Source organism: Paenibacillus sp. O199, from assembly GCF_001636635.1.
Lineage (GTDB): Bacteria > Bacillota > Bacilli > Paenibacillales > Paenibacillaceae > Paenibacillus > Paenibacillus marchantiae.
In genome coordinates, this window is the sequence record NZ_LGRP01000013.1 from 1 (window position 1) to 24186 (window position 24186).

At 48.7% G+C, this 24186-nt stretch carries 24 protein-coding genes and 1 pseudogene; 7 read left to right on the forward strand and 18 right to left on the reverse strand.

Annotated elements, in window-relative coordinates; translation table 11 throughout:
* The 5 genes from A6049_RS19040 to A6049_RS19060 all read right to left on the reverse strand — a co-directional run.
* Nucleotides 1-550 (reverse strand): NAD(P)H-hydrate epimerase (locus A6049_RS19040; RefSeq protein WP_275078648.1); only part of this gene is annotated, 550 nt, incomplete at its 3' end.
* A gap of 65 nt (nt 551-615) precedes the next feature.
* A complete protein-coding gene (locus tag A6049_RS19045; protein ID WP_063566185.1) occupies nt 616-1248 on the reverse strand; it encodes an NAD(P)-dependent oxidoreductase in 633 nt (210 codons plus the stop codon).
* 324 nt (nt 1249-1572) lie between these two features.
* Entirely contained in the window at nt 1573-2853 is a 1281-nt protein-coding gene (locus A6049_RS19050) for an MFS transporter (protein WP_063566186.1), read from the reverse strand.
* Nucleotides 2834-3211, reverse strand: a complete 378-nt coding sequence (locus A6049_RS19055; RefSeq protein ID WP_063566187.1) for a ribbon-helix-helix domain-containing protein — start codon at nt 3209-3211, stop codon at nt 2834-2836. Before A6049_RS19055 ends, A6049_RS19050 begins: the two co-directional genes overlap by 20 nt.
* Nucleotides 3212-3433: 222 nt before the next feature.
* Entirely contained in the window at nt 3434-3847 is a 414-nt protein-coding gene (locus A6049_RS19060) for a GNAT family N-acetyltransferase (protein WP_063566188.1), read from the reverse strand.
* A gap of 217 nt (nt 3848-4064) precedes the next feature.
* Here A6049_RS19060 and A6049_RS19065 point away from each other — a divergent pair, with 217 nt between their 5' ends.
* Complete coding sequence (locus A6049_RS19065; protein WP_063566189.1) at nt 4065-4985, forward strand: hypothetical protein; 921 nt, start codon at nt 4065-4067, stop codon at nt 4983-4985.
* Nucleotides 4986-5131: 146 nt separating this feature from the next.
* Here the strand turns inward: A6049_RS19065 and A6049_RS19070 are convergent, their stop codons facing one another.
* From A6049_RS19070 to A6049_RS19095, 6 genes are all read right to left on the reverse strand, one after another.
* Nucleotides 5132-5371 (reverse strand): YezD family protein, encoded by a 240-nt coding sequence (locus A6049_RS19070; protein ID WP_062322628.1) that lies wholly within the window; start codon nt 5369-5371, stop codon nt 5132-5134.
* Nucleotides 5372-5597: 226 nt separating this feature from the next.
* Nucleotides 5598-6473: a sulfate ABC transporter permease subunit CysW gene (gene cysW / locus A6049_RS19075; protein ID WP_063566190.1), complete on the reverse strand. Its 876-nt coding sequence runs from the start codon at nt 6471-6473 to the stop codon at nt 5598-5600.
* 40 nt (nt 6474-6513) lie between these two features.
* The gene (gene cysT, locus A6049_RS19080) at nt 6514-7350 is read right to left on the reverse strand and encodes a sulfate ABC transporter permease subunit CysT (protein WP_063566191.1); all 837 of its coding nucleotides are present in this window, start codon (nt 7348-7350) and stop codon (nt 6514-6516) included.
* Between the two features lie 82 nt (nt 7351-7432).
* Nucleotides 7433-8512 carry a sulfate ABC transporter substrate-binding protein gene (locus tag A6049_RS19085; RefSeq protein ID WP_063566192.1) on the reverse strand — a complete coding sequence of 360 codons (1080 nt, stop codon included), beginning with the start codon at nt 8510-8512 and terminating at the stop codon, nt 7433-7435.
* A 480-nt stretch (nt 8513-8992) separates the two neighbouring features.
* Nucleotides 8993-10867: a rhamnogalacturonan lyase gene (locus tag A6049_RS19090; RefSeq protein WP_095206155.1), complete on the reverse strand. Its 1875-nt coding sequence runs from the start codon at nt 10865-10867 to the stop codon at nt 8993-8995.
* A 248-nt stretch (nt 10868-11115) separates the two neighbouring features.
* On the reverse strand, nt 11116-12171 hold the full coding sequence (locus A6049_RS19095; RefSeq protein ID WP_063566193.1) for a lactonase family protein: 1056 nt from the start codon (nt 12169-12171) through the stop codon (nt 11116-11118).
* A 325-nt stretch (nt 12172-12496) separates the two neighbouring features.
* Between A6049_RS19095 and A6049_RS19100 the strand changes: the two genes are divergently transcribed.
* A complete protein-coding gene (locus A6049_RS19100; protein WP_063566194.1) occupies nt 12497-13180 on the forward strand; it encodes an S-layer homology domain-containing protein in 684 nt (227 codons plus the stop codon).
* 115 nt (nt 13181-13295) lie between these two features.
* On the opposite strand, the gene A6049_RS19105 is transcribed toward A6049_RS19100, so the two are convergent.
* Nucleotides 13296-13922: a nitroreductase family protein gene (locus A6049_RS19105; protein ID WP_063566195.1), complete on the reverse strand. Its 627-nt coding sequence runs from the start codon at nt 13920-13922 to the stop codon at nt 13296-13298.
* 249 nt (nt 13923-14171) lie between these two features.
* Nucleotides 14172-14636 carry an Rrf2 family transcriptional regulator gene (locus A6049_RS19110; protein WP_063566196.1) on the reverse strand — a complete coding sequence of 155 codons (465 nt, stop codon included), beginning with the start codon at nt 14634-14636 and terminating at the stop codon, nt 14172-14174.
* Between the two features lie 435 nt (nt 14637-15071).
* On the opposite strand from A6049_RS19110, the gene A6049_RS19115 reads away from it, so the two are divergent.
* The 3 genes and pseudogenes from A6049_RS19115 to A6049_RS19120 all read left to right on the forward strand — a co-directional run bounded on the left by A6049_RS19115 (nt 15072) and on the right by A6049_RS19120 (nt 16363).
* Nucleotides 15072-15797: an MBL fold metallo-hydrolase gene (locus A6049_RS19115; RefSeq protein WP_176854719.1), complete on the forward strand. Its 726-nt coding sequence runs from the start codon at nt 15072-15074 to the stop codon at nt 15795-15797.
* Nucleotides 15794-15922: pseudogene (locus A6049_RS34160) on the forward strand (TetR family transcriptional regulator); the annotation flags it as partial. The gene A6049_RS19115 and the pseudogene A6049_RS34160, both read left to right, overlap by 4 nt.
* A 51-nt stretch (nt 15923-15973) precedes the next feature.
* Nucleotides 15974-16363: a TetR-like C-terminal domain-containing protein gene (locus A6049_RS19120; protein ID WP_240321495.1), complete on the forward strand. Its 390-nt coding sequence runs from the start codon at nt 15974-15976 to the stop codon at nt 16361-16363.
* 97 nt (nt 16364-16460) lie between these two features.
* On the opposite strand, the gene A6049_RS19125 is transcribed toward A6049_RS19120, so the two are convergent.
* Entirely contained in the window at nt 16461-17591 is a 1131-nt protein-coding gene (locus tag A6049_RS19125) for a hypothetical protein (RefSeq protein ID WP_063566199.1), read from the reverse strand.
* A 462-nt stretch (nt 17592-18053) separates the two neighbouring features.
* On the opposite strand from A6049_RS19125, the gene A6049_RS19130 reads away from it, so the two are divergent.
* The gene (locus tag A6049_RS19130) at nt 18054-18539 is read left to right on the forward strand and encodes a CcdC family protein (protein ID WP_170867906.1); all 486 of its coding nucleotides are present in this window, start codon (nt 18054-18056) and stop codon (nt 18537-18539) included.
* A 102-nt stretch (nt 18540-18641) separates the two neighbouring features.
* Here A6049_RS19130 and A6049_RS19135 read toward each other — a convergent pair whose 3' ends face one another.
* The 4 genes from A6049_RS19135 to A6049_RS19150 form a co-directional block, all read right to left on the reverse strand.
* Nucleotides 18642-19655 carry an NADP-dependent oxidoreductase gene (locus tag A6049_RS19135; RefSeq protein WP_063566200.1) on the reverse strand — a complete coding sequence of 338 codons (1014 nt, stop codon included), beginning with the start codon at nt 19653-19655 and terminating at the stop codon, nt 18642-18644.
* Between the two features lie 174 nt (nt 19656-19829).
* The gene (gene map, locus A6049_RS19140) at nt 19830-20576 is read right to left on the reverse strand and encodes a type I methionyl aminopeptidase (RefSeq protein ID WP_063566201.1); all 747 of its coding nucleotides are present in this window, start codon (nt 20574-20576) and stop codon (nt 19830-19832) included.
* A 503-nt stretch (nt 20577-21079) separates the two neighbouring features.
* Nucleotides 21080-21922: a serine/threonine protein kinase gene (locus A6049_RS19145; protein ID WP_063566202.1), complete on the reverse strand. Its 843-nt coding sequence runs from the start codon at nt 21920-21922 to the stop codon at nt 21080-21082.
* Nucleotides 21923-22035: 113 nt separating this feature from the next.
* Nucleotides 22036-22689: a MerR family transcriptional regulator gene (locus tag A6049_RS19150; protein ID WP_079695818.1), complete on the reverse strand. Its 654-nt coding sequence runs from the start codon at nt 22687-22689 to the stop codon at nt 22036-22038.
* Nucleotides 22690-23190: 501 nt separating this feature from the next.
* Here A6049_RS19150 and A6049_RS19155 point away from each other — a divergent pair.
* Complete coding sequence (locus A6049_RS19155; RefSeq protein ID WP_063566203.1) at nt 23191-24144, forward strand: L-lactate dehydrogenase; 954 nt, start codon at nt 23191-23193, stop codon at nt 24142-24144.
* Nucleotides 24145-24186: the final 42 nt, after the last annotated feature.

The window sequence follows — 24186 nt, forward strand, 5'->3', positions numbered from 1 at the left end:
ATGCTCTGCGCGGCGCCCCCCTCGAGCCGGTGCCCAGCAGCGCATCCACGATGCCTGTGCACTTGCTGAAGTCCACGGCTTCGCGCCCGTGGACCAGAGCAGGGATGCCGAGCTGCGCGGCGGCATCCCGCTGCACTGCGGCTTCGCCCCGCAACGCATCAGGCGCATCGGCGTAAACCAAAGTCACGCCGAGCCCCGCTTCAACCAAATGGCGCGCCGCAACCAGCCCGTCGCCGCCATTATTACCCTTGCCGATCAGCATGTACCACTGCTGATCACCGGGTTGCTCCATCACGAGCGCCGGATCGGCGATGATGTCGCCACCATGAGCAGGCCGATCGCCGGGCCCGGTGTGCGCCCGCTTCCCGTTTTTGTTCCAGTAACCATACTGCTTCGAACGGTGGTCAACATCGTCTTCCCGGCACAGCCGGATAACTTCCTCGGCGATGGCTCTGCCTGCGTTCTCCATCAGACTGGCAGCAGGAATGCCAAGCTTCTGAATCGTATGCTCATCCACAGCTCTCATCTGTTCAGCGGTTACGATAAACAACGTTCATCCCTCCCCGGTGGCCTCTTCGGAAATTTACAGAAAGATTGCTAGCTTACCTAAAACTTTTAATAACCTACTGTAAACCGGGATTGAATAAATTGCGGATCATCCAGCTCATCCACCAAAGCCGCTGCAAAATCGCCAACGGAAATCGAACTCTCACCAAGATCATCTGTGATTACACGATTCATGCCAACCCGGAACAGGCCTGTCCGTCTTCCTGTTGTGATCGTAGCCGCAGGACTCATGTAGGTCCAGTTAATATCCGATGCTTCAATCAGGTTATACGCATCGACATGAGCCTTCGCCAATGGTTTGACTTCCTCAGGGAATCCTGGTGTGTCCATCAGCATTTCTCCAGAATCGGTAAGCAAGCTTCCTGCTCCACCCACGACAACCAAACGTCCTGCTTTTCCACGACGAACACCCTCAATTAGTGAACGTGTAACTTCCAACATCTCTTCCTCCGCACCAAACTTCGGTCCATAGGCACTCACAACGGCTTCCTGTCCTGCTGTAAAATCAGCAACCTGGTCCGGGTTAAGCAAATCCCCTTCTACCACACGCAAACGCTCATGCTCCATCTCAACCTTCGAAGGATCACGAACTATCGCCGTTACCTTATGTCCGCGGTCCATTAACTCCCACAGTATCGTCTTCCCAATCGCTCCGGTTGCTCCAAAAATGGCAACTTTCATATCAAATCCCTCTTTTCAGTAGATATCATCTTGTCAACTTACCGTTATTTTAATACTTAATCCCATTGTTATATACCTTAAACGGCTCACGCCATCTTAAACCGTCTGTGCTCACTTGTAAACCATGTAGCTAGCTCACCTCACCGTTCCCATATACATGCCTTATTAAAATAAGTAAGCCCAGAACCATTCTGAATAAACTTCATGATCTAAATCTTTAATATTATGAAGTTTCATCCTACTCGCCACCAGTTATGCAAGATAAGCATCATAGCAGCCTCCATACAGGGCCGCTTCCAAAAAGGACGATGATCTGCTCATAGGCTAAACGGATGCCGTTTGCTGTCTGGAGCGTTGCCCCTGTTCCTCTCGGAAAGGCCGGACAAACATGCTCCCCAGTCCCATGACAATAACAAATGCGCCGATTCCCATGTACACCCAGGATGGATTATACGTTTCAATGAGCCAGCCTCCGAGCAATAAACCCAGCGGATTGCTGATGCCACTCATTAAGACCCCCATACTGTTCATGACACGTCCCCTCTTTTCTTCCGGTGTGGATAGAAGAATTGAGGTCACCAGAGGTACATTTACGAGGGCAAGCCCCAGCATTAACAAGAATGAACAGGCGATGGCGATATACAGATTAGGAAACATAGGCATGAGTAGCAAACTTGCACCTGAGATGAGATAACTGATTAGGAACCATCGAGCAAGCGAAAGCCGTTTGGCATATTTCCCGCTGAGCAAAGAGCCTGCAATACTACCAGCGGCAAAGGCAGATTGGAGAAGACCGTAGCCTTGTGGTCCGGCATGAAGAACCATGTCAGCAAAAATCGGAGTGAAGATGTGCAGAGGCGCGCCAGCAAAGTTGATAATGGCACCAAAAATGATGCAGCTGGCCAGAATTTTACGCGAGAACAAAAAGGTAATCCCTTGCAAACTGTCCTTCATAAAGCCAGAAATCCCTTTTTGTTTGACCACTTTGGTCACCGGAATATGAATAAAGACAATGGAGAGAGCAGATAGCAGAAAGGTAAGTGCATAGATGAAAAGGATGGACTGGACTGAGATGAACGCCACCAATATGCCACCTACAGCATATCCAAGCAATTCAATTGTTTTGGAAGATGAATTTAGAAGTGCGTTGGCTGGTGCTAACTGCTTCGACGGGTCGGGCAGAATTGCGGGGATGACGGTCTGGGTTGCCGGATTGAACAAAAATCCAAGAATCGCAATGAGCAAATTGGCAGCATAGATATGCCACGGCACCATCTGACCACTCATGAATAAAAGCGCCAATATACAGGCCACGCATGCTCTAAGTACATCTGTCCAGATCAAGAGCTGCTTTTTGGGCAGCCGATCACTGATTGTAGCCAGTGGTATACCCAAAAAAGCATAGATAAAGTATGGCAACATAGGAATCAGTGCTGCTGCGAGTGCTGACTCGGTTAGTTGAAGAATATACCACATCGTAGCCATGGAAAATAAAATTTGACCCGCACCGGATATCAGCCTGCCTGCAAGAAGTACACAAAAAGATGGAAGACGCAGAACAGATCCGTAACTGTCGTTATGGATTTCATTTTTCGTCTGTTTCATTCACTCTCTCTCCTTTCCCTTCGATCTCACTTCCAGTTTCACTTTGCAGACGTGTCAACAAACCTGAATTGCGAATGGACTGTTGTATTTTGGCCTTTACCCGCTCAAGCTCTGCCGTATACTCCTGAATCTCGTTCAATAACGATTGATGAGTCCGAATCCCTTCCCTGATTAACATCGCCGTTGCATCAGATCGGTTCTTGGCCAGTTCAAGAAATACAAGCTGATCAATAATATCAATCTCTTCCTGACTTAATCTTACGGAGACAACCCCCTTGGTTCCCGATAGGTTTCTGCTGGCTTGCTCCATGGACCGTTCCACCATTCGATTAAATTGAGTCCGCTGGTCTTTATCCAATTTTGTCTCCTCCATTCTGCATTTATTATGATTATCGTATTTTGTAAATCGTAAATTGTATTTAAATTACATTATACTTGTAAATAAATGGATGTAAAGCAAAAAAACCTATGGATAACCAAAGGTTTAATTAGTTGGATACACGAATGAGGTATTGATAGGCTATTTCCCATATATAAGGCTAATTTTATTTAAACAGGCTTAACTCAGCTTATTTCCGCGCTATTCCCCTTGTCTCCACCACATGCCTTCCGATTTCGGACTGGTGTAGGTGAAGCCGAATTGAGCGTACAGACGATCGGCAGGAACGTCAGCCAATAGGCTAACCAAGCCACGAGCAGGCACATGTTCACGCAAATAATTCATGATTTCGCTCATGATCAATTTGCCATACCCTCTTCCCTGCTGGTCCGGGCGCACGGCGATATCCACCACCTGAAAGAAGCAACCACCGTCCCCGATGACCCGGCCCATGCCTACAATTTCATTTTCTTCACGCAGACATACGGCAAAAAGACTATTGGGCAGCCCAATCTCCGCCCCCTCCTTGCTCATCGCACTAAGACCTGCGCTTTTCCGTAACGCTAGGTATTCTGCTGCTGAGGGCGGTGTATGTTCAATGTGGATCTGGTCCATAGATCATGCTCCTTTCTTATTAAATCTATAATTATGTGTAGAATTAAAAAATTCATGGAAATTACATCTTCTTTGCATGGGTGCCGTGGTCCTTCTTATGACAGTAAATTCCTACTGTTCCTGCTTGAATTCACGCAATTCCTGTGTAATAGTGAGAGAAAGCTTATGTGAACCGTGTTTCATGCTACACTACAGTTTTTGCAAAGGAGGAACCATTGTGCTTCAACGCTGGATGCTTGCTCTATTCTCATATCCGGGCTTCGTGGCGGTACTACTCGGAATGATCGCTGTGCTGCTTGGACTCTACGTATGGTCAGCCACTGAGGTCAGACGAAGCCGGGACAGGCGAATGCACGCGATACGAGATACATTATACATAAGTACAACCCTACTGGGACAACTCACAGCCAAAGAACAACGGAAAGTTGCTATAACGGAACATGAGCATCATGAATTATTAACGGCCATGCTGTCCTGCAGAGCCGCAGTGCATCTGTCTCCACAGCTTCAGGATCAGATCCGCAGCTGTATTATCGATGTTGATCCCGCTCGACTGGCATTGATGCACAGGGCTCTGGAACGAGAGAGCGCAGCATTGTCCGATGAATTGAATCGATACGCACATCCTGACCAGTGGGGAAGAGCGATCTGGAATGTCATTCGTCCAGCTGCCGAGCCCACCGCTGTAGTAGCTGTACTGTACCTAATCGCTGATTTTGTGTTTCGTCAACAAGGTCTGTTGTATCCTTTCTGGCATTCATGGTTCAATGCTTTGCCATGGATACGCTTCGTTTCCTTGATCATCACGGTGTTCTATGGTTATCTGCTCTGGTCCAGCCCAAGACAGGGTTCATCGGGCACAGTAACCAAAGCACTTGTTACTCTAATTGCCATGTGCTCGCTGCTTCATCTGATCGGACTTGCTGCTGCTCCCTACGCATTGGGATTGCAACTCATCCTGTTCATCTCTGGCTTCAGCCTGACAGGAACGCCTTCTCGCAGTGATCGCCCCTATGCGGGACACACCGATTCGGATAAGGAATTGAATAGCATTGCAGAAGCACATGAGGATGAGAACTTGGATATAGAGCTAAACCTCTATAAACCACGCACATCCGGAGCCATTTCCGAAAAATAAACCTTCTTTTAACTTGGTTTGCCTGCATCATCAGACTCAGTTCATTCAACACCAAAAAGAGAAGCCCGCAAAATCGGCGGCTTCTCTTTTTTTGGTTTCTACTATTTTTTGCATTATGCCTAATTCAATCCTGGATTACATGAAGCCTATCCCTTCGCGCTTGCATTCGATGAGCGCAATGAACGGGGTGAGCTGCTTCGTGCAGTGCTGCCGGATTTGGAGGCGCTGCCGGAGGGCGTATTTTCAAAACGCTTGCGTTCGGTGCGCTCCATCTGCACAATCTGGCCTTCGTGTACAACGATGTGTAATGAGCCAAACTCCATGTCATTCAGTTGTCCGGCAATTCGATCCATCCATACCTCATCCACTTTTAACGGCTTAGCCATAGAGCCGCCTCCTCTTCTCGGGCTACTGCCCGCTATATTCCTCAAGTGCGCTGTCATCCAACCCGACTTATAATTCATTCTTATCCAACCTATATACTTGGTTTATACATTAGCAGGGCTTCCAGTAGCTGTCAATCCGAATTTTCATGAAGTTTAAACAAAATCCATTTTCATTCGGAACCCTCTTCAAAACCAAGATGATCGGCATGGATACAGGAGTGTTACATCACTTTTCGGGAATCGTTTTATGACCCAACCAGCTCTTGAGCAGCAACGTTGCCAGAGCCAAAATCAGCAACAAGGAGGCGACGGCAAACGAAGCGGAGAATTGATATTCGTTATACAGGATCTCGACATGCAGCGGCAAGGTGTTAGTCTCCCCGCGAATATGTCCCGATACAACAGACACGGCCCCAAACTCGCCCATCGCCCGCGCATTACACAGAATAATGCCATACAGCAGTCCCCACTTGATGTTGGGAAGTGTCACATTCCAGAAAATCCGCCACCCCGAGGCCCCAAGCGTAACCGCCGCTTCTTCTTCCCTCGTGCCCTGATCTTCCATTAGCGGAATCAGTTCTCTGGCAACGAAGGGAAACGTAATGAACAACGTTGCGATGACAATGCCGGGCAGGGCAAAAATAATTTTGATATCATGCTCGGCCAGCCAAGGTCCAAACCATCCATTCGACCCAAAGACGAGGACAAAGATCAACCCGCCTACCACAGGCGAAATCGAAAAAGGAAGATCGATCAGGGTGATCATGAGTCCTTTGCCCCTGAATTGGAACTTAGTAATGACCCACGCAGCCGCCACACCAAATATCGTATTGAGCGGTACGGTGATTCCGGCAACCAGCAGCGTAAGTTTCAATGCCGACATCGCGTCCGGCTCGGTAAGCGCGGCGATGTAGACACCCCAGCCTTGCTTTAACGCCTCCATCAGCACGATCACCAGCGGCAAGATGAGCAGCCAGAGCAGCACCAGACTTGCCAACCCGATCAACAACCATTTAACCCACGGTGCTTCCGTCGTTGCTCGGTTTGGCCCCGGCCCGGTTCTTACACGGGAAGCAGGCGTTAATGGAACGGAACCCGCCATATTCTGTACCTCCTTTTGGTTTAGGTTGGTTCACTGCTTACTAAGCTCTGCCTGCCTTGCGGCTCCAGCGTTGAAGTGAATTAATGATCAAGAGCAGGACAAAAGAGACCAGCAGCAGCAGCAAGGCTACCGCCGTAGCTCCCGCATAATCGAACTGCTCCAGCTTCGCCATGATCAGCAGGGGCGCAATCTCCGTTTTCATCGGCATATTGCCTGAGATAAACACCACTGAACCATATTCGCCAATACCTCGGGCAAAGGCTAACGCAAAACCGGTCAGCAGCGGCGGGATCAGATCCGGAAGCAGGATCTTTCGGAATATCCGCCATCTTCCCGCTCCGAGCGTAGCCGCAGCTTCCTCCACCTCGGTCTCCAATTCCTGCAATACCGGCTGCACCGTACGCACCACAAACGGAATCCCAATAAACATCAGCGCGAGCGTAATGCCCGCCTGTGAATAGGCCAGCTTGATGCCCAGAGGTTCCACAAACTGCCCAATCCAGCCATTCCCGGCATACAGCGCCGTTAAGGCAACCCCCGCCACTGCTGTCGGCAAGGCAAAAGGCAGATCAATAACGGCATCAAACAGCCGCTTTCCAGGGAACTCATACCGGACAAGTACCCAAGCCAGGAGCAACCCGAGAACCAGATCGATCAGGGCGGCTGCACCTGCAGTCAGAAAACTCACCTGGAAAGAAGCCAGTACCCGGGGATTGGTCGCCACCTCAATCAATGTGGACCAGGTCAGCCCCGTGGAGTTAAACAAGAGCGCTGCGAGTGGAATAAGTACAACCAGGCTCAGGTAAAGCACACTGTAACCCATCGTTAATCCGAATCCCGGCAGTGTGCGACTCCGGGCCACCATCACCTTGCTCATGCACGTTCATCCTCTCTGCCTTCAGTCGGTCGGACTGGTTGGCCGCTTACATGGTCACGCAACATCATCGACGTCAGATGCATTAGCTGCCCGGAACATAGATCTGGTCAAAGATACCGCCGTCATTAAAGTGCTTGGCCTGGGTATCGCGCCATGTACCAAATACATCGTCCAATGTGAACAGCTCAAGCTGCGGGAACTGATCCTTGAACTTTTCCTTCACGCTGTCCAGGGTTGGACGGTAATAGTTCTCGGCAGCAATGGTCTGCCCCTCTTCGCTGTACAAATATTTCAGATAGGCGTCCGCCACTTCGCGGCTGCCCTTTTTGTCTGCATTTTTATCTACAATCGCTACAGGTGGTTCAGCCAAAATACTGACCGAAGGCACCACAATATCGAATTTGTCCGGACCCAGCTCTTTAACTGACAAGAAAGCCTCATTCTCCCATGCAAGCAGTACATCACCGATACCGCGCTCTACAAACGTAGTCGTCGCTCCACGTGCTCCAGAGTCAAGGACAGGTGCATGTTTGAACAGCTCTGCAACAAATGCTTTGGCCTTCTCTTCATCATTGTTGTTATGTTTGAGCGCATATCCCCATGCCGCCAGATAGTTCCAGCGTGCCCCGCCGGACGTTTTTGGATTCGGGGTAATGACCTGGGTATCTCCCTTGATGAGATCATCCCAGTCCTTAATGCCTTTTGGATTGCCTTTGCGTACCAAAAACACGATCGTTGACGTATACGGGGAGCTGTTGTGCTCGTATTTGTCCTGCCACCCCGCATTGATCAGACCTTTATCTTCAATAGCATCGATATCGTATCCCAATGCCAGAGTAACCACATCCGCGTCCAGCCCATCAATGACGGAACGACTTTGTTTACCTGAACCGCCATGAGACTGCTTAACCGTTACTTCCTGACCTTTCTCTTTCAGCCAATACGCCGCAAATGCCTTGTTATATTGCTCATAGAGTTCACGTGTCGGATCATAGGATACATTCAGCAGCTCGATCGCTTTTGCCCCTTCTTTGCCACCTTCCGTTCCCCCCGATGTTGCTGCCGCATTCGTGCCACCGCTATCCGATCCGCATGCCGCCAGTACCCCTGTTAACACCAATGCCAGACCAACCAGAATACCCTTATGAATTCTCTTTTTCATAGATAACACTCCCCCCGAATGGATCTGCAAGATTACCTCAACAGGCTGAACAGCATGGAACGCACCGAAAAAAAAACAGAAAACGGAGGAACCCCCGCGCACTTCTCCCTCATAAAGTCATGCCGGCCCAAAGGCCGTGTATGCTTCATCCAGAAATGATGCGCTGCGGTGTTCCTCCGTCTATACGGTGAGAACGTTATTCTGTTCACGTTACGATCTCTTATGTGACTGTAAATGACTGCTTCCGCAAATAGAGCATCGTCATTTTTATTATTCCTACCTGTTTAGTGAGTTATATACGTATCATAAGGGCAGTACATATGACTGTCAAACGTTTTTTTCCGATTTCTACCGAATATCTGTGTAAATGGCAGAAAAAGAAGAACAACGGACCAAAGTCCGTTGTTCCCTTGTCAGCGGTAAGTTTAATTCGCTGTAACATCATTCCTGGGGTTGGCATGAGTTCATGCCCTTTCCCCCTTATTTGCCAGCGTACCGGATATTCGGTACGGGAGGCGTGCTCATGCTATCTCCCAAATAAAAGCCCGTGTGTGGCGGTTGGTTATAGGCTACATTTTGCCAAGCTACGCCAAGACGATATACCGGATCATGCATCAGGGTGTAGATCCGTTTGTCCGTAACGGCTGTTGTCGTGTAGATACGCAGTGCAGAGCTGTCATTGGTCCGCCATACCACTTCTTCTCTCCAGTCGCCGAACAGGTCAGCCTGCAGATTCGGTGTGGATTTCGTTCCATTATTGGAAGAAACACCGGATGCCGTCAACAGATTAACCGTTTGGCTATTGGCGTAGTCCCATTTATCAATTCGGTTGCTGTCCAGCAATTCGCGGAGCAGGTCACCATCCCACCAGATACCAAAATTCGTGGAGGAAGGCAGGGTTGTCCCAATTTTCTGCCCTTTGGCTGTATACAAACCACCATCTGCCCAGACTTCAGCACCCTTATAACGTGGATCGATATCGGCTGCCATGCCGCGTCCAATATCTTTTGTCGTAGGTATGCCCCAGATCAACTGACCTGTACGCACATCACGGAATTCCACTCCGGCATTGGATGCTGTCTCATGCACCTGAAATACTTCAAGTCCTGCACGATCCGGGTCCAGATCACTGAGATGCATTGCATCCCCATGATGAAGCCCTGTCGTATAGAGTCCTTTGCCGTTATCATCTACCGCCATCGCGCCATATACGATCTCATCTTTGCCATCGCCATCCACGTCCGCCACACTCAGATTATGATTACCTTGTCCAGCATAACCGGAATTACCTGATGTATTGGAATCAAAAGTCCATTGTTTCGTCAATTGTCCATCCCGCCAGTTGTACGCCACCAGCACGGTTCGGGTGTAGTATCCACGCGCCATGACCAGACTGGGCCGCTCCCCATCCAAATACGCAATCGCAGCAAGGAATCGATCGACCCGGTTGCCATAGTTGTCTCCCCAATCGGACACATTACCGCGCGCTGGTTCGTAGTTCACCGTGGAAAGTGCTTTGCCGGTCTGTCCATTAAAGATCGTAAGGAACTCCGGTCCGGACAGAACGTATCCGCTGGAATTACGATAATCCTTGCTGGCATCCCCGATGACTACTCCCGTACCATCCTTCGTACCATCAGCCGTTTTCATCGCCACTTCGGCCTTGCCATCTCCGTCCAGATCGTACACCATGAACTGGGTGTAATGAGCACCGGCACGGATATTTTTACCCAGACTGATACGCCATAAGCGCGTTCCATTCAATTTGTAGGCATCGATAAATACTTCACCCGTGTAGCCGCTTTGGGAATTATCCTTGGAGTTGGACGGGTCCCACTTCACAATCAGTTCATACTCGCCGTCCCCGTCCACATCGCCTGCACTCGCATCATTGGCACTGTACGTGTAGGCTACACCATCCGGTGTTGTGCCTCCTGCGGGTACACTGAGAGGTACAGACAAATAATTATTTCCCCATACGCTCGCTGCCGCCGAAGCAGCCTGTTCGGTTCCACTGACTACGGCTCGAACCGTATATTTGGAACTGCTTGTCCCGCTTGTATCCTGGAGGTTGGTGCTGTTCGTTATGGGCGATGCGTTTACCTTGGTTCCATCCCGATAGACATTAAACGATACATTCGACCCTTCCGTACCCAGAAGCCGCCAGCTAACGAACACACCTGTGCCTGTCTTCACTGCAACTACACCTCGGTCCAGAAACTCCATCTGACGGGCACCCGCAGCATGAGTGACCGACGTGTCTCCAAGACCCAGCGAAGTCACCAGTAGCGCAGAACTCAGCAGTGACACACCTGCGGTCCGCAATGTACGCTTCCATAACGATCGTTTTCCCATAAAGCCATTGCCTCCCCAATCGAATTGGTAAGCCCGATGCCCTTGGTAGCGCCATCTCGCATCCATGTAAGCGCTTTAATATATTCATTTTAAATTAAACATATAATTCCATCTATAGGTCTAACTTAGTAATTTCATGTATGAAAAAAAGGAAAAAAGCCGAAAGATGAATCTTTCGACTTGGATGCTTCTTTCTCACAAGCTCGATCGGAATTTGAACGTAACAAAGAATGTTGTGTCATCCCACCTTATACTACCGGAGCAATACACACTGGGCGGGGTATCTCCAGCTTGAATCCGTTGTGTGTTAGGCGTCCATCTTCACCATTGATCTGAAAAGCAACCAGGTTGTTGCTGTCCTGATTGGCCACCAGCAGAATACCACCGGGAAGTAGGTTGAAGTTACGCGGAGTCTGACCGATAGTGGAAGTCCACTCTATAGCCTCCAGCTCACCGGATTCCTGGTCAATGTGATACAGCACAATGCTGTCGTCCCCACGATTGGAAGCATACAGGAAACGGCCACATGGGGACACACGGATATCCGCTCCCGTACCTTCACCAGAATGTCCTTCAGGCAGTGTGGTGATATGCTGCAACGTAGTGAACTCACCTCTGCGTTGATCATACATGAATGCCGTAACGGTGTTACTCAATTCATTAATCACATAGGCCCATTTCGAGCTTGGGTGGAAGACGAGATGTCTCGGTCCAGAGCCTGGAGGCTGATTCATCTCACGATGCGTTACCAGGCGACCTTCTTCCTGACGATACACAATAATCTGATCCAGACCCAGATCACAGACAACGGCATACTGACCTGAGGGGTCTGGTTGGATCGAGTGGGCGTGCGGCCCTTCCTGACGGTCATCATTTTGCCCTCTTCCGGTATGCTCAATCAACGCACTCATCTCTTCCAGCGTGCCTTGATCTCCTACCGGAAATACGTTCACACTGCCGCTGCTGTAGTTTGAAGTCAGCACCCACTCGCCATCCTCCGTGACAGATACATAACAAGGCGATGCGCCCTTCGTCAATTTGCGATCCATCAAGTGCAGCTCACCCGTTGCGGCATCCCTGCGATAGACCAGCACCTCTCCCTCATCTGTCTCACTTACCACGTACAGACCATTCCCATCCGGAGATAAAGCCAGATAGGATGGATTATCCACCCCATCCATATGATTTACAATCCGCAACTCGCCTGTTTCCTTGTTTAACGCACATAGAAAAATCCCCGGCTGTTCTGCTGATGCATAAGTACCTGTATAGAAAAAAGCTTCATTCGTTGCTGTCGGTTCCATCGTCTCATTCTCTCCTTATTGATTCAAATGATTAACCTTACACTCTAATTACATGCAATTATAAGAAGTTGTAACCCGAATAGTTGATTCCACTGTTATGTACTTACCCAAATCACAGACCTTTGCTTCAGTGGTTATCTTTCCTCACCATAATACAAAGCATAAGGCCTTACAATAGTCCATTCACTTTGCACATATTCCAACAGAATTTCTTGTAGAAAAACAATGGAAAATTACAGCAACCTTTTGAGGAATAGGGTCGTCTATAGGGACAAATAACTTTTATACAAAGGGATACTCCCTGGAAAAGTGAGGCGAATCTGATATGAAAAAAAATATATTGGCTACATTAACAGCCGGAGCTTTACTTACCCTTTCTCTGAGCGCTGGTCCGATTCACGCCGCTCAAGCGGAATTCACTGATATTCAAGGTATTGTGGGGGCAGACAAGATTGAATCCCTACATCAGGATGGTTTAATCAAAGGCGTGAGTGATAGCTTGTTCAAACCGGAACAGGAACTAAACACAGCTCAGGGTATCCAGCTCATTGCAGATGGCCTCCATCTGAATTTGGACACGATTCGTTTTATCAAACAACCCCTGCCAAGTGACTACTTCTCCAACGTAAAAGATGGCGTATGGTACAGTGATGCTTTTGTCCGTGCCCAATTCAATGGCATTAAGATGTCCAACGATATCGATCCTTCCAAGGCGTTGACCCGTGAACAGTATACCCTTTTCTTGATGCAGGGCATTGAAGCCAAAGGCGGCCTGCCGATGATTAACATCAAACCTGTAGACATCACGGATGAAAAAGAGCTGACTCCAGAATTTCAAGGTGCTGTTCAACGTTCCCTTGTCTTGAAGATTAATACACTCGATGCAGAAGGCAACTTCAATCCGAAGGAAACGATTACCCGCGCCGAAGCTGCGGTTATGATGTATAACGCAATTGAGTATCTGGAAGATTTCAATGCACCGAAAATCCCGGAAACACCAGAGAAATAATGCCCTTCTTCATCATTTAAATACCAAATAGCCGCATGTTCCCTCTAAAGGGGACATGCGGCTATTTACGTTATATATATTACTCTCTATAGCGATAACTGATCCAAAATCAGTCTTAGAAAGAACCTTTAACAACAACTTCGGACAGCGGGAAACGACCTGCCGGACGAGCTGGTACTGCAGCTTTACCTACAGTGATCAACAACGTTGGTAAATAACGCGCAGGGATGTTGAATGTTTCGATCAATTGTTGCGGGTTGTAACCACCCATTGGGCAAGTATCATATCCCAGGGAACGTGCAGCAAGCATAATGTTCTGTGAAGCAAAAGATGCATTGCGGATTGCTTCGTCACGGGCGATTTGCGGATTTTGGTAAGCACCGTTGATCTGTCCAACCAATGCGTCACGAACTTCAGCCGGGATCGCACCTGCTTCAACAGCCTGATCATAAATCACGGCGTTGCGGTTTGCTTCCAAATCTCCGAGTACAGCGATCGTAACGGAGCTGTCTGTGATTTGACTTTGGCCGTAAGCGATTGGCAGCAACTTGGCTTTGTCTGCTTCGGATTCGATCACGAGGAATTTCCAGTGTTGCAGGTTCCATGAAGACGGTGCTTCGGAAGCGGCAGTCAGGATAGCGTTCAGATCTGCTTCAGGCATAACAAAACCACTTTCGTACTTTTTGACAGCGTGACGTTCGTTAATCACGCGAAGTGTTTCATTGTTTTCAATGCTGGACATGCGTTCCACTCCCCAAATTCTTTTTTTATTTTTTTACGTTCGCAAGGTCAAACTCTACCGAGTACTCACCTTCCGAAAATAACATCAGCGCAGACGATCGCTTCCATCTGTGTTCACGTTATGCCCGGAATCGCCTGAAACATCAACGGATCTTACAACCGGAGCAAACGCCCTTATATAGCTTGTCCACCATGCCTGATAGCAGCAGTCCAAGGCCAGGTCATGAAGAGCTGTTAACGATCAGTTCTGTCACGACCTATCCTTCATGGCCAAGGGTTCCATAGACAAAGAACATTCTTCCCCATTACCGATACGATGCTTCACATCCTCAATGGATATACGGTCAAAATAAGCGCTTAATGCTTCTTCGCCTCCATCGTAGATACTTCCCATCACATCCTGCATATTGGAAGAAACAACGCACGTTGAACCGGATTCTCCCGAACACCAGCTGGGACCAAGTGATCCACCTGCTACCAGTCTGTACAGTTCTCCAAGCTTGATTTCTTCACTCGGACGGCTGAGCAGATATCCACCGTGGGCACCTTCCTTGGTGGTCAGGTATCCATGCTTCCGCAGCACACTAAGCACCTTGCGTACTCTGGCTGGATGCGTACCAACACTTTGAGACAAGTCTTCACTATTGGCCATACACTCATCCTTCATGGACAGAAAGACCAGACAGTGCACAGCAATGGTAAATTCACTGTTCATTACTTACTCCCTTCCCGGCATATCGTTCACCGCTGAAAATTCAATCCAAGGCAAGTATAACTGTTATTATAGGAATAACAGTTATGTTTGTCAACATTCTCAACTTAAGGGTTAGAAAACCTGATTCCCCCTGTCATACCAGTATATACAGGCCCTTCATAGGCTCAGTAAAAAGGTTGAGTTCCTCCGTGTTTTGAGGGAACAGAACAAAAAAAGTGAGCCTATCGCTTCGCGAAAGGCTCCAATAAGATAGACATATGAAAGGGCTTACGAGATTATTATAATCGGTTATTCCTATTTTGAAAACGCTTTTTTTGTAAAGTGTTTTGGGATTTTAAAATATGCTATTTTTTAAGCAAATCTACATAGGGTATTGCAAAAACTAATGACATTAGTTATATTACTAACAACATTAGTTTTAAGGAGGATTTAATGATGCGAATTACACGTGAGCATGATGTTGTCCAAGTTTCATTCCTTCCACGCCTCTTCCCTGTGAACGTATATCTTGTTGAAGAAAAAGAGGGGTTTACCCTTATTGATGCCGGAATGCCATTCAGTCTCAAGGGGATTTTGGCTACTGCACAATCCTTGGGCAAACCGATTATCAGAATTATTCTGACTCACGCCCATGGTGACCATGTTGGTGCACTGGATGGTCTTAAGGAGGCGCTACCTGAAGCCGAGGTCTGCATCTCAAGAAGAGATGCCCCACTGCTTGGCGGAGACGCCTCCCTGCTTCCCGGCGAGCCACAGACTCCGGTACGCGGCAGTGTTCCCAAAGCGATCCGCACCCGGCCGGATCGCTTGCTCGATGACGGCGACCGGATCGGATCCCTGGTCGCCATTGCTACCCCAGGCCATACGCCGGGCCATATGGCCTTCATGGATACGCGCAGCCGCGTGCTCATCGCTGGCGACGCGTATCAGCTGCACGGCGGCCTCGCCGTATCCGGCCGCCTGCGCCCGCTCTTTCCGTTCCCCGCGCTGGCGACGTGGAACCGTGAACTTGCTCTTGCCAGCGCCAAGCGCCTGGCTGAGCTGGAGCCGTCCGTGCTCGCTGTAGGGCACGGACGAATGCTGCGTCAGCCCGCCGCGGCCATGCGCGCAGCTACAGCAGACGCAGAGCAGCGGCTGCGCCCTGCCGGGGGGCAACTTTGAGCCCCCGGCAAGGGCTGGATCGCGGCGCTCTGTTAAGCGCCGCCACCCAGCTTGCCGACAGCGACGGATTCCATTCGCTAACACTGGCCGCTCTGGCCCAGCGGCTGGATGTGCGCTCCCCGTCGCTTTACAACCACATCAACGGTCTTCCCGGGCTTCGCCAGGAAATGGCGTTGATGTCCGCACAGCAGCTCAGGCTTGCATTAACTGAGGCTTCTGTCGGCCGTTCGGGTGACGAAGCCATTCAGGAGGTCGCTGCTGCATATATCGGCTTCGTCCGCAAGCATCCAGGGCTGTACGAAGCCTTTTTCCATGCCCCGGACCGTCAGGAACCGCAGCTCGTTGTGGAGAGTACAGCTGCCCTAGATCTGCTGCTCCGCCTGTTGCAGCCCTATACGCTAAGTGAAGCGGAAACGCTCCATGCCGTTCGCGGTTTACGCAGTCTTTGCCACGGCTTCGCCTCCATGGGTGAAAAAGGTGGCTTCGGTATGAACTTTGACCCGGATGAGAGCCTGCAACTGTCCGTGGCCGCTTTCCTGAATGGGTTGCAACATCTTCATTCATAAAACCCGATATATCCTGATGCCAAATGGAGGAGGGCTGCAGATCATCTGCAGCCCTCCTTATGTATCCCACCGTTCCGCTACCAAAGGAACGGCTTTTCTATTGCCAGGGTGCTTGCCCTGTCTGGACTTCCTGCAAAATCTTCTTCATCACGGGTACATATACTTTCCAGTAAAACCGATCCGGAACACCCTTTTGATCCGGTGTGAGCTTCGTTTTTACCACATCCCATCCCTTGATACGGCGCCAGAACGAATAATGCTCCAGCTCTCCGAATGATCCTGCCATATAATACGTCCGATTATAGCCCTCATACCGGATAAGAGCAGCGAATTCCGCCGGAATACCTGCGTCCATCAGTTTCAGCTGACCACTCTCCGTTAGATCCGTCTTATACCAAGCCAGTACAGTAGTCTGTTGTTCAGGCACAATGATGTCAAACCATTCGCTGTAATGGATATCCCGGGTAATTCCACTCCATTTCCCACCTTCCTGTGTAAAGGAGAGCTTTATGTCACCGGTCTTTACATCACGGCCTTGCTTCAGTACAATCACACGTCCATCCTCATGAATCAGTACAATACCTGCTCCATGATAGGGCCACTCCTTTTTCTCCCTAAGCTCATAGTTCATTCGTACCTTCTGTGGCACTTCATCCAAGCTCTGCAGATCCGATACCGATCTCCCCTGCCATCCGCTGCTTTTCATGCCCAGAATCGGATACAATTGCTCTCTTGTCATGTTCGAAACAGCATTCGACAAGGCGCTAAACTCAGCGACAATCGTTACGCCTTTGGTTGCAGCTTCACGAATTTTGTGCGCATCATATATCGTAAGACCTTCATAAGCTTTGCCTTGTATACGTTCATTCGTATCTGTAGATGAAATATGATGATTCGCCGTCAGATAGATCAGGTCCGTGTCGGTCACCTCATCCGGCAATTTCCGTTCAATCCGGGAGATTCCGTTCTGTATATCATATCCGTAGTAGTCTTCTTCATACGTATAATGTTCCCCTGTCTGTTGGACAATCTTCTGCTGATTCAGAATCCAGACTAGTCCCTTATGCCCCACATAGGACAAGTCCGGTTTACTTTTGTCGACAATCATGATGTTAAGCTGGGTCGGTGCCTGTGATTGCCACAAAATCCAGGGGATAACCAGAACCACTGATACCACGGTCAGGCAAGCCAAAGTCCATACCGTGAGTGGCCTGTGATTTCTATTCATGAAGCGTATTCCTCCTTGCTCTGTTCCAAGGTATTCCTATGATCGGCATATTACTCCTTTCCGTTCTTACTGTCCTTCCTCCTGTAGCCCATCCACCCATAGATCGGATCGGGAATGTATATAATACGTCCACGCTCTTTCATCTGTTTCATATGTTTGTGCACTCGCATGACAAGCTCTATATGACCCACTTGGTTATCTGTCTTGTAATCACCGATTATTTATGACCCTAAATGTTCGTTCATTTCCTGAATTCTCCTTATTCGAATAAACCGCCTTACAGTGGGTACAATAATACAAATTTTTCAAATGAACCCTGCATATACAATCCGGGTAAATGATACACTAAGCATTCTATCGGCTTTCTTCGTTTGTGATATAATAGAAACAGAAAATTCCGGTAATTCGCATCATGTTCCGGATGTCCGGATAACATATTATTCCAGAAAGAGGGAGTTTTACGTGGCTCAAATCAGTCCGTCTTACCTTCAGATCGGTGCAACTCTGGGTATGCTCGTCATGGCCCTGCTTGCCATTTTTATTCGAATGAAAGCCAGCCATCGTCCGGTAACCATTCGCAAAATACTTATTCCCCCGCTGGGAATGAGCACGGGTTTTCTCATGTTTGTTGTACCCCAGACACATGTCCCGCTTCTATGGGCAATTATCGCGCTGTTGGTGGGCTGGTTTATATTCTCGTACCCCCTCATTCGCAGTACTCGCTTTGAAAGAGTTAATGAAGAAATTTTCGCCACACGTTCACGAAGCTTCGCGTTCATTCTGCTTGGATTGCTGGCAATACGTCTAATCCTGCACGAAGTCATTCAGCGTTATGTGAGCATTCCTCAAACGGGTGGGTTGTTCTTCCTTCTGGCCTTCGGTATGATCGTACGCTGGCGGGTATATATGTACAAGCACTATAAGGAAGTTGTTGCTGCCGAATCTTAGCATCATCGCAACTTCCTAACAACTAAAAAGACACGTTCTGTGCACTTCACCGTGCGGAACGTGTCTTTTCCTGTTCTGGCATATATTCAAGGGATTCTATATCTATTCAGGGTCCGCAACCTTTACAAGCTGTTTGCCCAGATTATCTCCAGAGAAGAGGCCCATAAATGCTTCCGGTGTCTGGTCAAAACCTTCCACAATGTTTTCTTCAAACTGTAAGTGGCCTTCCTTGATCCATTTTGCTAGTTTGGCACGGCCTTCCTTAAAGGACTTGGCATAATCACCCACCAGGAAACCTTTCATCAACGCTGTATTCGTTAATAGTAACGTCTGCGGGCGCATGCCGATATCCGGCTTCTCCAAATTATATGACGAAATCTGTCCACAGAGTGGAATACGTGCATTCCGATTAATATGGCTTAGTACCGCATCGGAGATTTCACCGCCAACATTGTCGAAATAAACGTCTACGCCAGCCGGGCAAGCCCGTTCAATGGCAGCAGACATATCCTCTTCGTGCTTATAGTTCAACACCACATCGAATCCCAGTTTTTCTTTCAGGTAAGCACATTTCTCGTCAGAACCTGCAATCCCGACTACACGCGCACCTACAATCTTGGCGATCTGGCCCGCAATCATACCTACCGCTCCGGCTGCTCCCGATACGACCACCGTTTCGCCGTCCTTCGGCTTACCGATATCTTCCATGCCAAAATAAGCGGTCAAACCGGTCATGCCCAGCGCACCCAGGTAAGCCGTAATTGGAGCTTCTTCTGTATCAATCAAGGAAATATCTCCCGTATTTACGGCTGCATACTGCTGCCAGCCCCACATGCCGGATACCAAATCCCCTTTGCGCAGATTGGGTTCCGAAGACTCCACCACCTGCCCAATCGTTCCGCCCTTGATCACTTCATTCAACGCATAGGGGGGAGCATAGGATTTTGTATCTTTCATGCGGCCCCGCATGTATGGATCTACAGACAAATATAGCGTACGTACCAGGACTTGTCCTGCTTCCGGTTCAGGAAGGGGTGCATCAATGAATTTAAAGTCTTCTCTGGATGGGGCACCTTCGGGACGAGACGCAAGTACGATCTGTTTATTTTCAGACACCAAAATGACCTCCTTCTTGCCAGTGGACAGGGGTTAACCCTCTGTCAGCTGATATCATTCACCACCGGCTCTATGTGTATCGCCTCTAAATAGTTTAAACCGAAACAGGCGGATCACAAACGTGGGCCGCCTTGAAATATGCAAATATCATCACATTGGAGACATTGAGCGTAATTATTGAGCAGTCAGAATGACAGGACCATCTGCTGTAATGGCAATCGTATGCTCATATTGGGCAGACAGACTTCCATCCTGAGTACGTGCTGTCCAACCATCCGAGTCCAGCTTGCTACGGTACGTACCAATGTTCAGCATCGGCTCAATGGTAATAACCATGCCTTCCTTGAGACGTGGACCACGGTGTGGTGGGCCGTAGTGAGGCACCTGTGGTTCCTCATGCATTTTCTCGCCGATCCCATGACCGATAAATTCACGGACAACCGATAGACCTTCACCTTCTGCATACGTCTGAATCGCATTGGAGATATCACCGATCCGGTTGCCGATCACAGCCAGTTCAATCCCTTTGTAGAGAGATGTTTTGGTAACGTCCAACAAATGTTGTGCTTCTGGAGTCACCTGACCCACCGCATACGACCAAGCGGAATCGGCCAGCCAGCCGTTCAGATTCACGACCATATCAATCGTAACGATGTCTCCATCCTGCAGTACATATTTTCCTGGAAATCCATGACAGATCACATCATTAACCGACGCACATGTCGCATATTGGTATCCGTTGTATCCCTTTTGTTCCGGTGTAGCGCCATTTTTCTTCATAAAAGCTTCTGCAAACTGATCAATTTCCTGTGTCGTGATCCCTGGACGGATCATTCCAGCAATTTCTCTATGGCATGCGGCAAGAATTTCTCCAGCCTTCTTCATAAGTTCGATTTGTTCTTTGGTCTTCAACGTAATCATTACAACTACTCCTGTCCGTTAAAATCTCATCCTGTCTTCTATTGTAACGCGAAATGCTCAAAATAAAAAATTCCGTGTAATCCTCAACATTCTATTATATGCCTAGCCCCTGTCCAATGAATATAATCCCCCTTAAAAAATCCGAAACCCACTCCAACAGAGCCCCGTATATGCTTAAAACGGTTGAAGACGAAAGGATGAACTTTCATGTTCAAAAAGATTATCGGCAAACTCCTCGATTCTAAATCTTCATCTCATCGTAGGCGTAACAGCTCATCGGATAGACGCTCATATAAACGTCACAGCAGTTCCTCAGGCAAGCGTGCCTATCAACGCTATTCATCTTCGGATGCGAAGCGTCGGGATAGCCGCCACGGCTCCGGTTATTATAAAAGCAGGAAATACAGCTCCAGCTAGACTGGCGCTAAATCATCGTATATGTATTAAAAGGGTTGTTCTGCCAGCCGTCTTCACGGTTAGCAAAACAACCCTTATTTATTTCTTCATCGCAACTTTATCAGCACACGGTCAATATCCGCCTGTAATTCCAGCGCTCCACCTTCATAGCCTGGACGAAGTCCAAGCAGTCGTTCCAGCATATCGTGAACTTCCGGCGTAAGCTTGAGTTCTTCCTGCCAACTAGCCGGTTTGCGGCCCTTCTCTGGCTCGTAAGCGGAATACAGCATGAACAAAAGAAAATGACCGAGATCCTGCAAATCCTGATCCGGCGCAGCCAGTTCATCTTCAGGCTCGGGCAATTCACGCATCCGGCGTTTTAGCTCAGGCAACAACGGCTCCCCCATGCGCCGCGCCAGGCCAAAATCAATCAAATGCACCTGCCCGTCACGTAAAATGACATTTGGAATACGGACATCCCCATGAATATATCCCTGCTCATGAACATGCACAATGGGAGCCAGTAGTTGCTTTACCAGCTCCAGACAATCCTGTTCCGTATATTTGCGGCCTTGCTCGAATATGCACTGTTCCAGTGTCTCCCCAAGGATATACTCGGTGACAATGTAACTGCGCGCCCGGTATGTGAACACATCCAGCAACTTAGGGATGGCCGAATGATCCATCCGATTCATCACATCCGCCTCCCTGTCCAGCAACCGTACAGCGAGTCTACCCTTGCTGGGTTTGGATTCTTTTAACGCTACATCCTTGCCAGTCTGTTCATCGGTACACAGGTATGTCAGTCCATAACTTCCCATACCAAGCAAGTCATATATCGTATAACGCCCGGCGATCTTCGTACCTTTCCTCCGGGGACGATCAGTCCATAGGCCGAGTAGTCTTTGCCAGCTTCGTCGCAGCTCCACAGGTCCTCCCACGCCAGCCATCTGATCTCCTGTTTTCCGTTTAAGCAGAGCAGATCAGCAGCCAGTCTTGTTGTTGTATGGGCTCATTATACCAAGCTAGCTGTGTAAAATCACGACGAGCATGGACAGGGTTCTCAGGCTTCTTTGTGCTTTTTGGGCAGCAGCCCGAACAACATTCGAAGCGATGTTCCTTTGGGTTTGCGTTTTCTTCCCTGGAAGCTGCGCAGATTGGTGACCAGTTCACGGTCTCGCTCCTCTTCCAGCTTCTCATTCATCCATAGGCGCTGCTTCTCCATCTGCTCCTGGAGAGCAAGATGGGTATCCGCCAGATGCTGCAGCGTTAACTCTAGTTCGTCCACCCGATGCTGCAGCAGCTGGACCTGATCATCCTGCTGTCCGACAGCACCGTAAGTCACTTCACTCACCAGTTGTCCCAGACCTTCATAAGATCTCAATGCTCCAGTTAGTTCAGGTTCCTCAGGAAATATTGCAGGCATCACTGTTGCCGCACATTCTGCCACTGAGGCCTCCTCCATTACCATCACAGGCACGTCTGGAGTCAGTACGGTCACCACAGCATCTGCAAGTGGCAGGTTATGTTCCCTAAGTTCTGTCATCAGGCGTTCGATGCACTCGATATCGTCCGACTTGAACAATCTGGATTTGTTGGCGGAACGCTCGAATCGATACCCTTGTTCCTCAAGCGCTGCCGCATATTTACGAAGAGTACTGGCACCAATGCCCAGGCTCTTGGCCGTTTCCGTCGTTGCTCCTACTTCTTCAATCATTATTATTCCCTCCCGGAATGAAGTCTTTTTGAATATAAGGTAGTGGCTTCAGCGTTCCCTTTTGGAACTGTCATCGGATCGGGTCAACCTGTCTCATAGATCAAGTACGCATATTTCATTTGCTTGTCCGTATGTATTCGTCAGTCTCTTTGCAGATCCCTTTGACGCTTTTCTTCTGTTTCTGCGGATTCATAAGAGCTTTTGTCAGTTGCCACATTCGTAAAAATAACCCTTCATCCGACAATGAGCATGAATGCTGTCATGTCGAAATTCGTTGGTGCAAACGCCGTCACTTTTTATGAGGATGAATTATTCATGTCAATTTTGTTAACTCCGTCACTCCAATACGCTCCCGCGACAGAGGAAATCATTGCTGCACAGCTTTTCCATGTGTTATCTTATGTAACGTAGAAGCAGCTATTAGCATAAAATAAAGGACTATACTTAACATATGTATTATTACGAACGGATAAATCAAATGTAAATGGGGGCTGAACAGCAGTGTTAGGCAAATCAGGTAAAGTAGCGGTGATCGGGGCGGGACTTGTCGGTTCAAGTTGTGCATATTCCATGATTAATCAATCGATATGCAGAGAAATTATGATGGTTGACCGGACGTATGACCGTGCGGTTGCACAGGCGCTGGATTTTTCCCATTGCATGGACTTCACACATAACCGCACGAAGGTATACGCTGGCACTTATGCAGATTGCGGCAGCATGGACGTCATAGTCCTGACTGCCGGAGCGAATCCGAAGCCAGGGCAGACTCGTCTGGATATTCTGGAGGAAGCGGAGTCCATTGCCAAAGATATCGTTGTTCCTATCATGAATAGCGGATTCCGGGGGATTTTTGTCGTCGCGGCCAATCCGGTTGACATAGTAACTTATATGGTATGGAAGCTGTCCGGTCTTCCGCGTGAACGAGTCATCGGTACAGGTACGTCTATTGATTCCTCCCGGCTCAAAACGCTGTTGTCAGAGGTCTTCTCCATCGATCCACGCAGCGTGCATGGATATGCTCTCGGGGAACATGGGGAATCCCAGTTCGTGGCATGGTCCCATGTCACTATCGGAGGCAAACCGATTATGCACATTATGGAACAGCACAAGGAACGCTTCAAACATCTGGACCTGGAAGATATCGCCCGCAAAACGAAAGACGCCGGTTGGGAAATTTTCACTCGTAAAGGTTCCACCCAATTCGGAATCGGTAACGCACTCGCACATATTACCCGTTCGATTCTCAACGATGAACACAAGATCATTGCTGTCTCCGCAATTCTTGATGGAGAGTACGGACAGAACAACGTATGCGCAGGTGTTCCAGCCATTATTGGCGGGGATGGGATTCAGGAGATTATCGAGTTGAATTTGGATGCATCTGAACGTGAGAAATTCGAGCGTTCATGCGAAGTTTTGTCAGGTAACATCAATCGTCTTACCCTGGTTTGACCAGTTCAGCCATTTAAGGATGGACCATAACAAAATAAACAG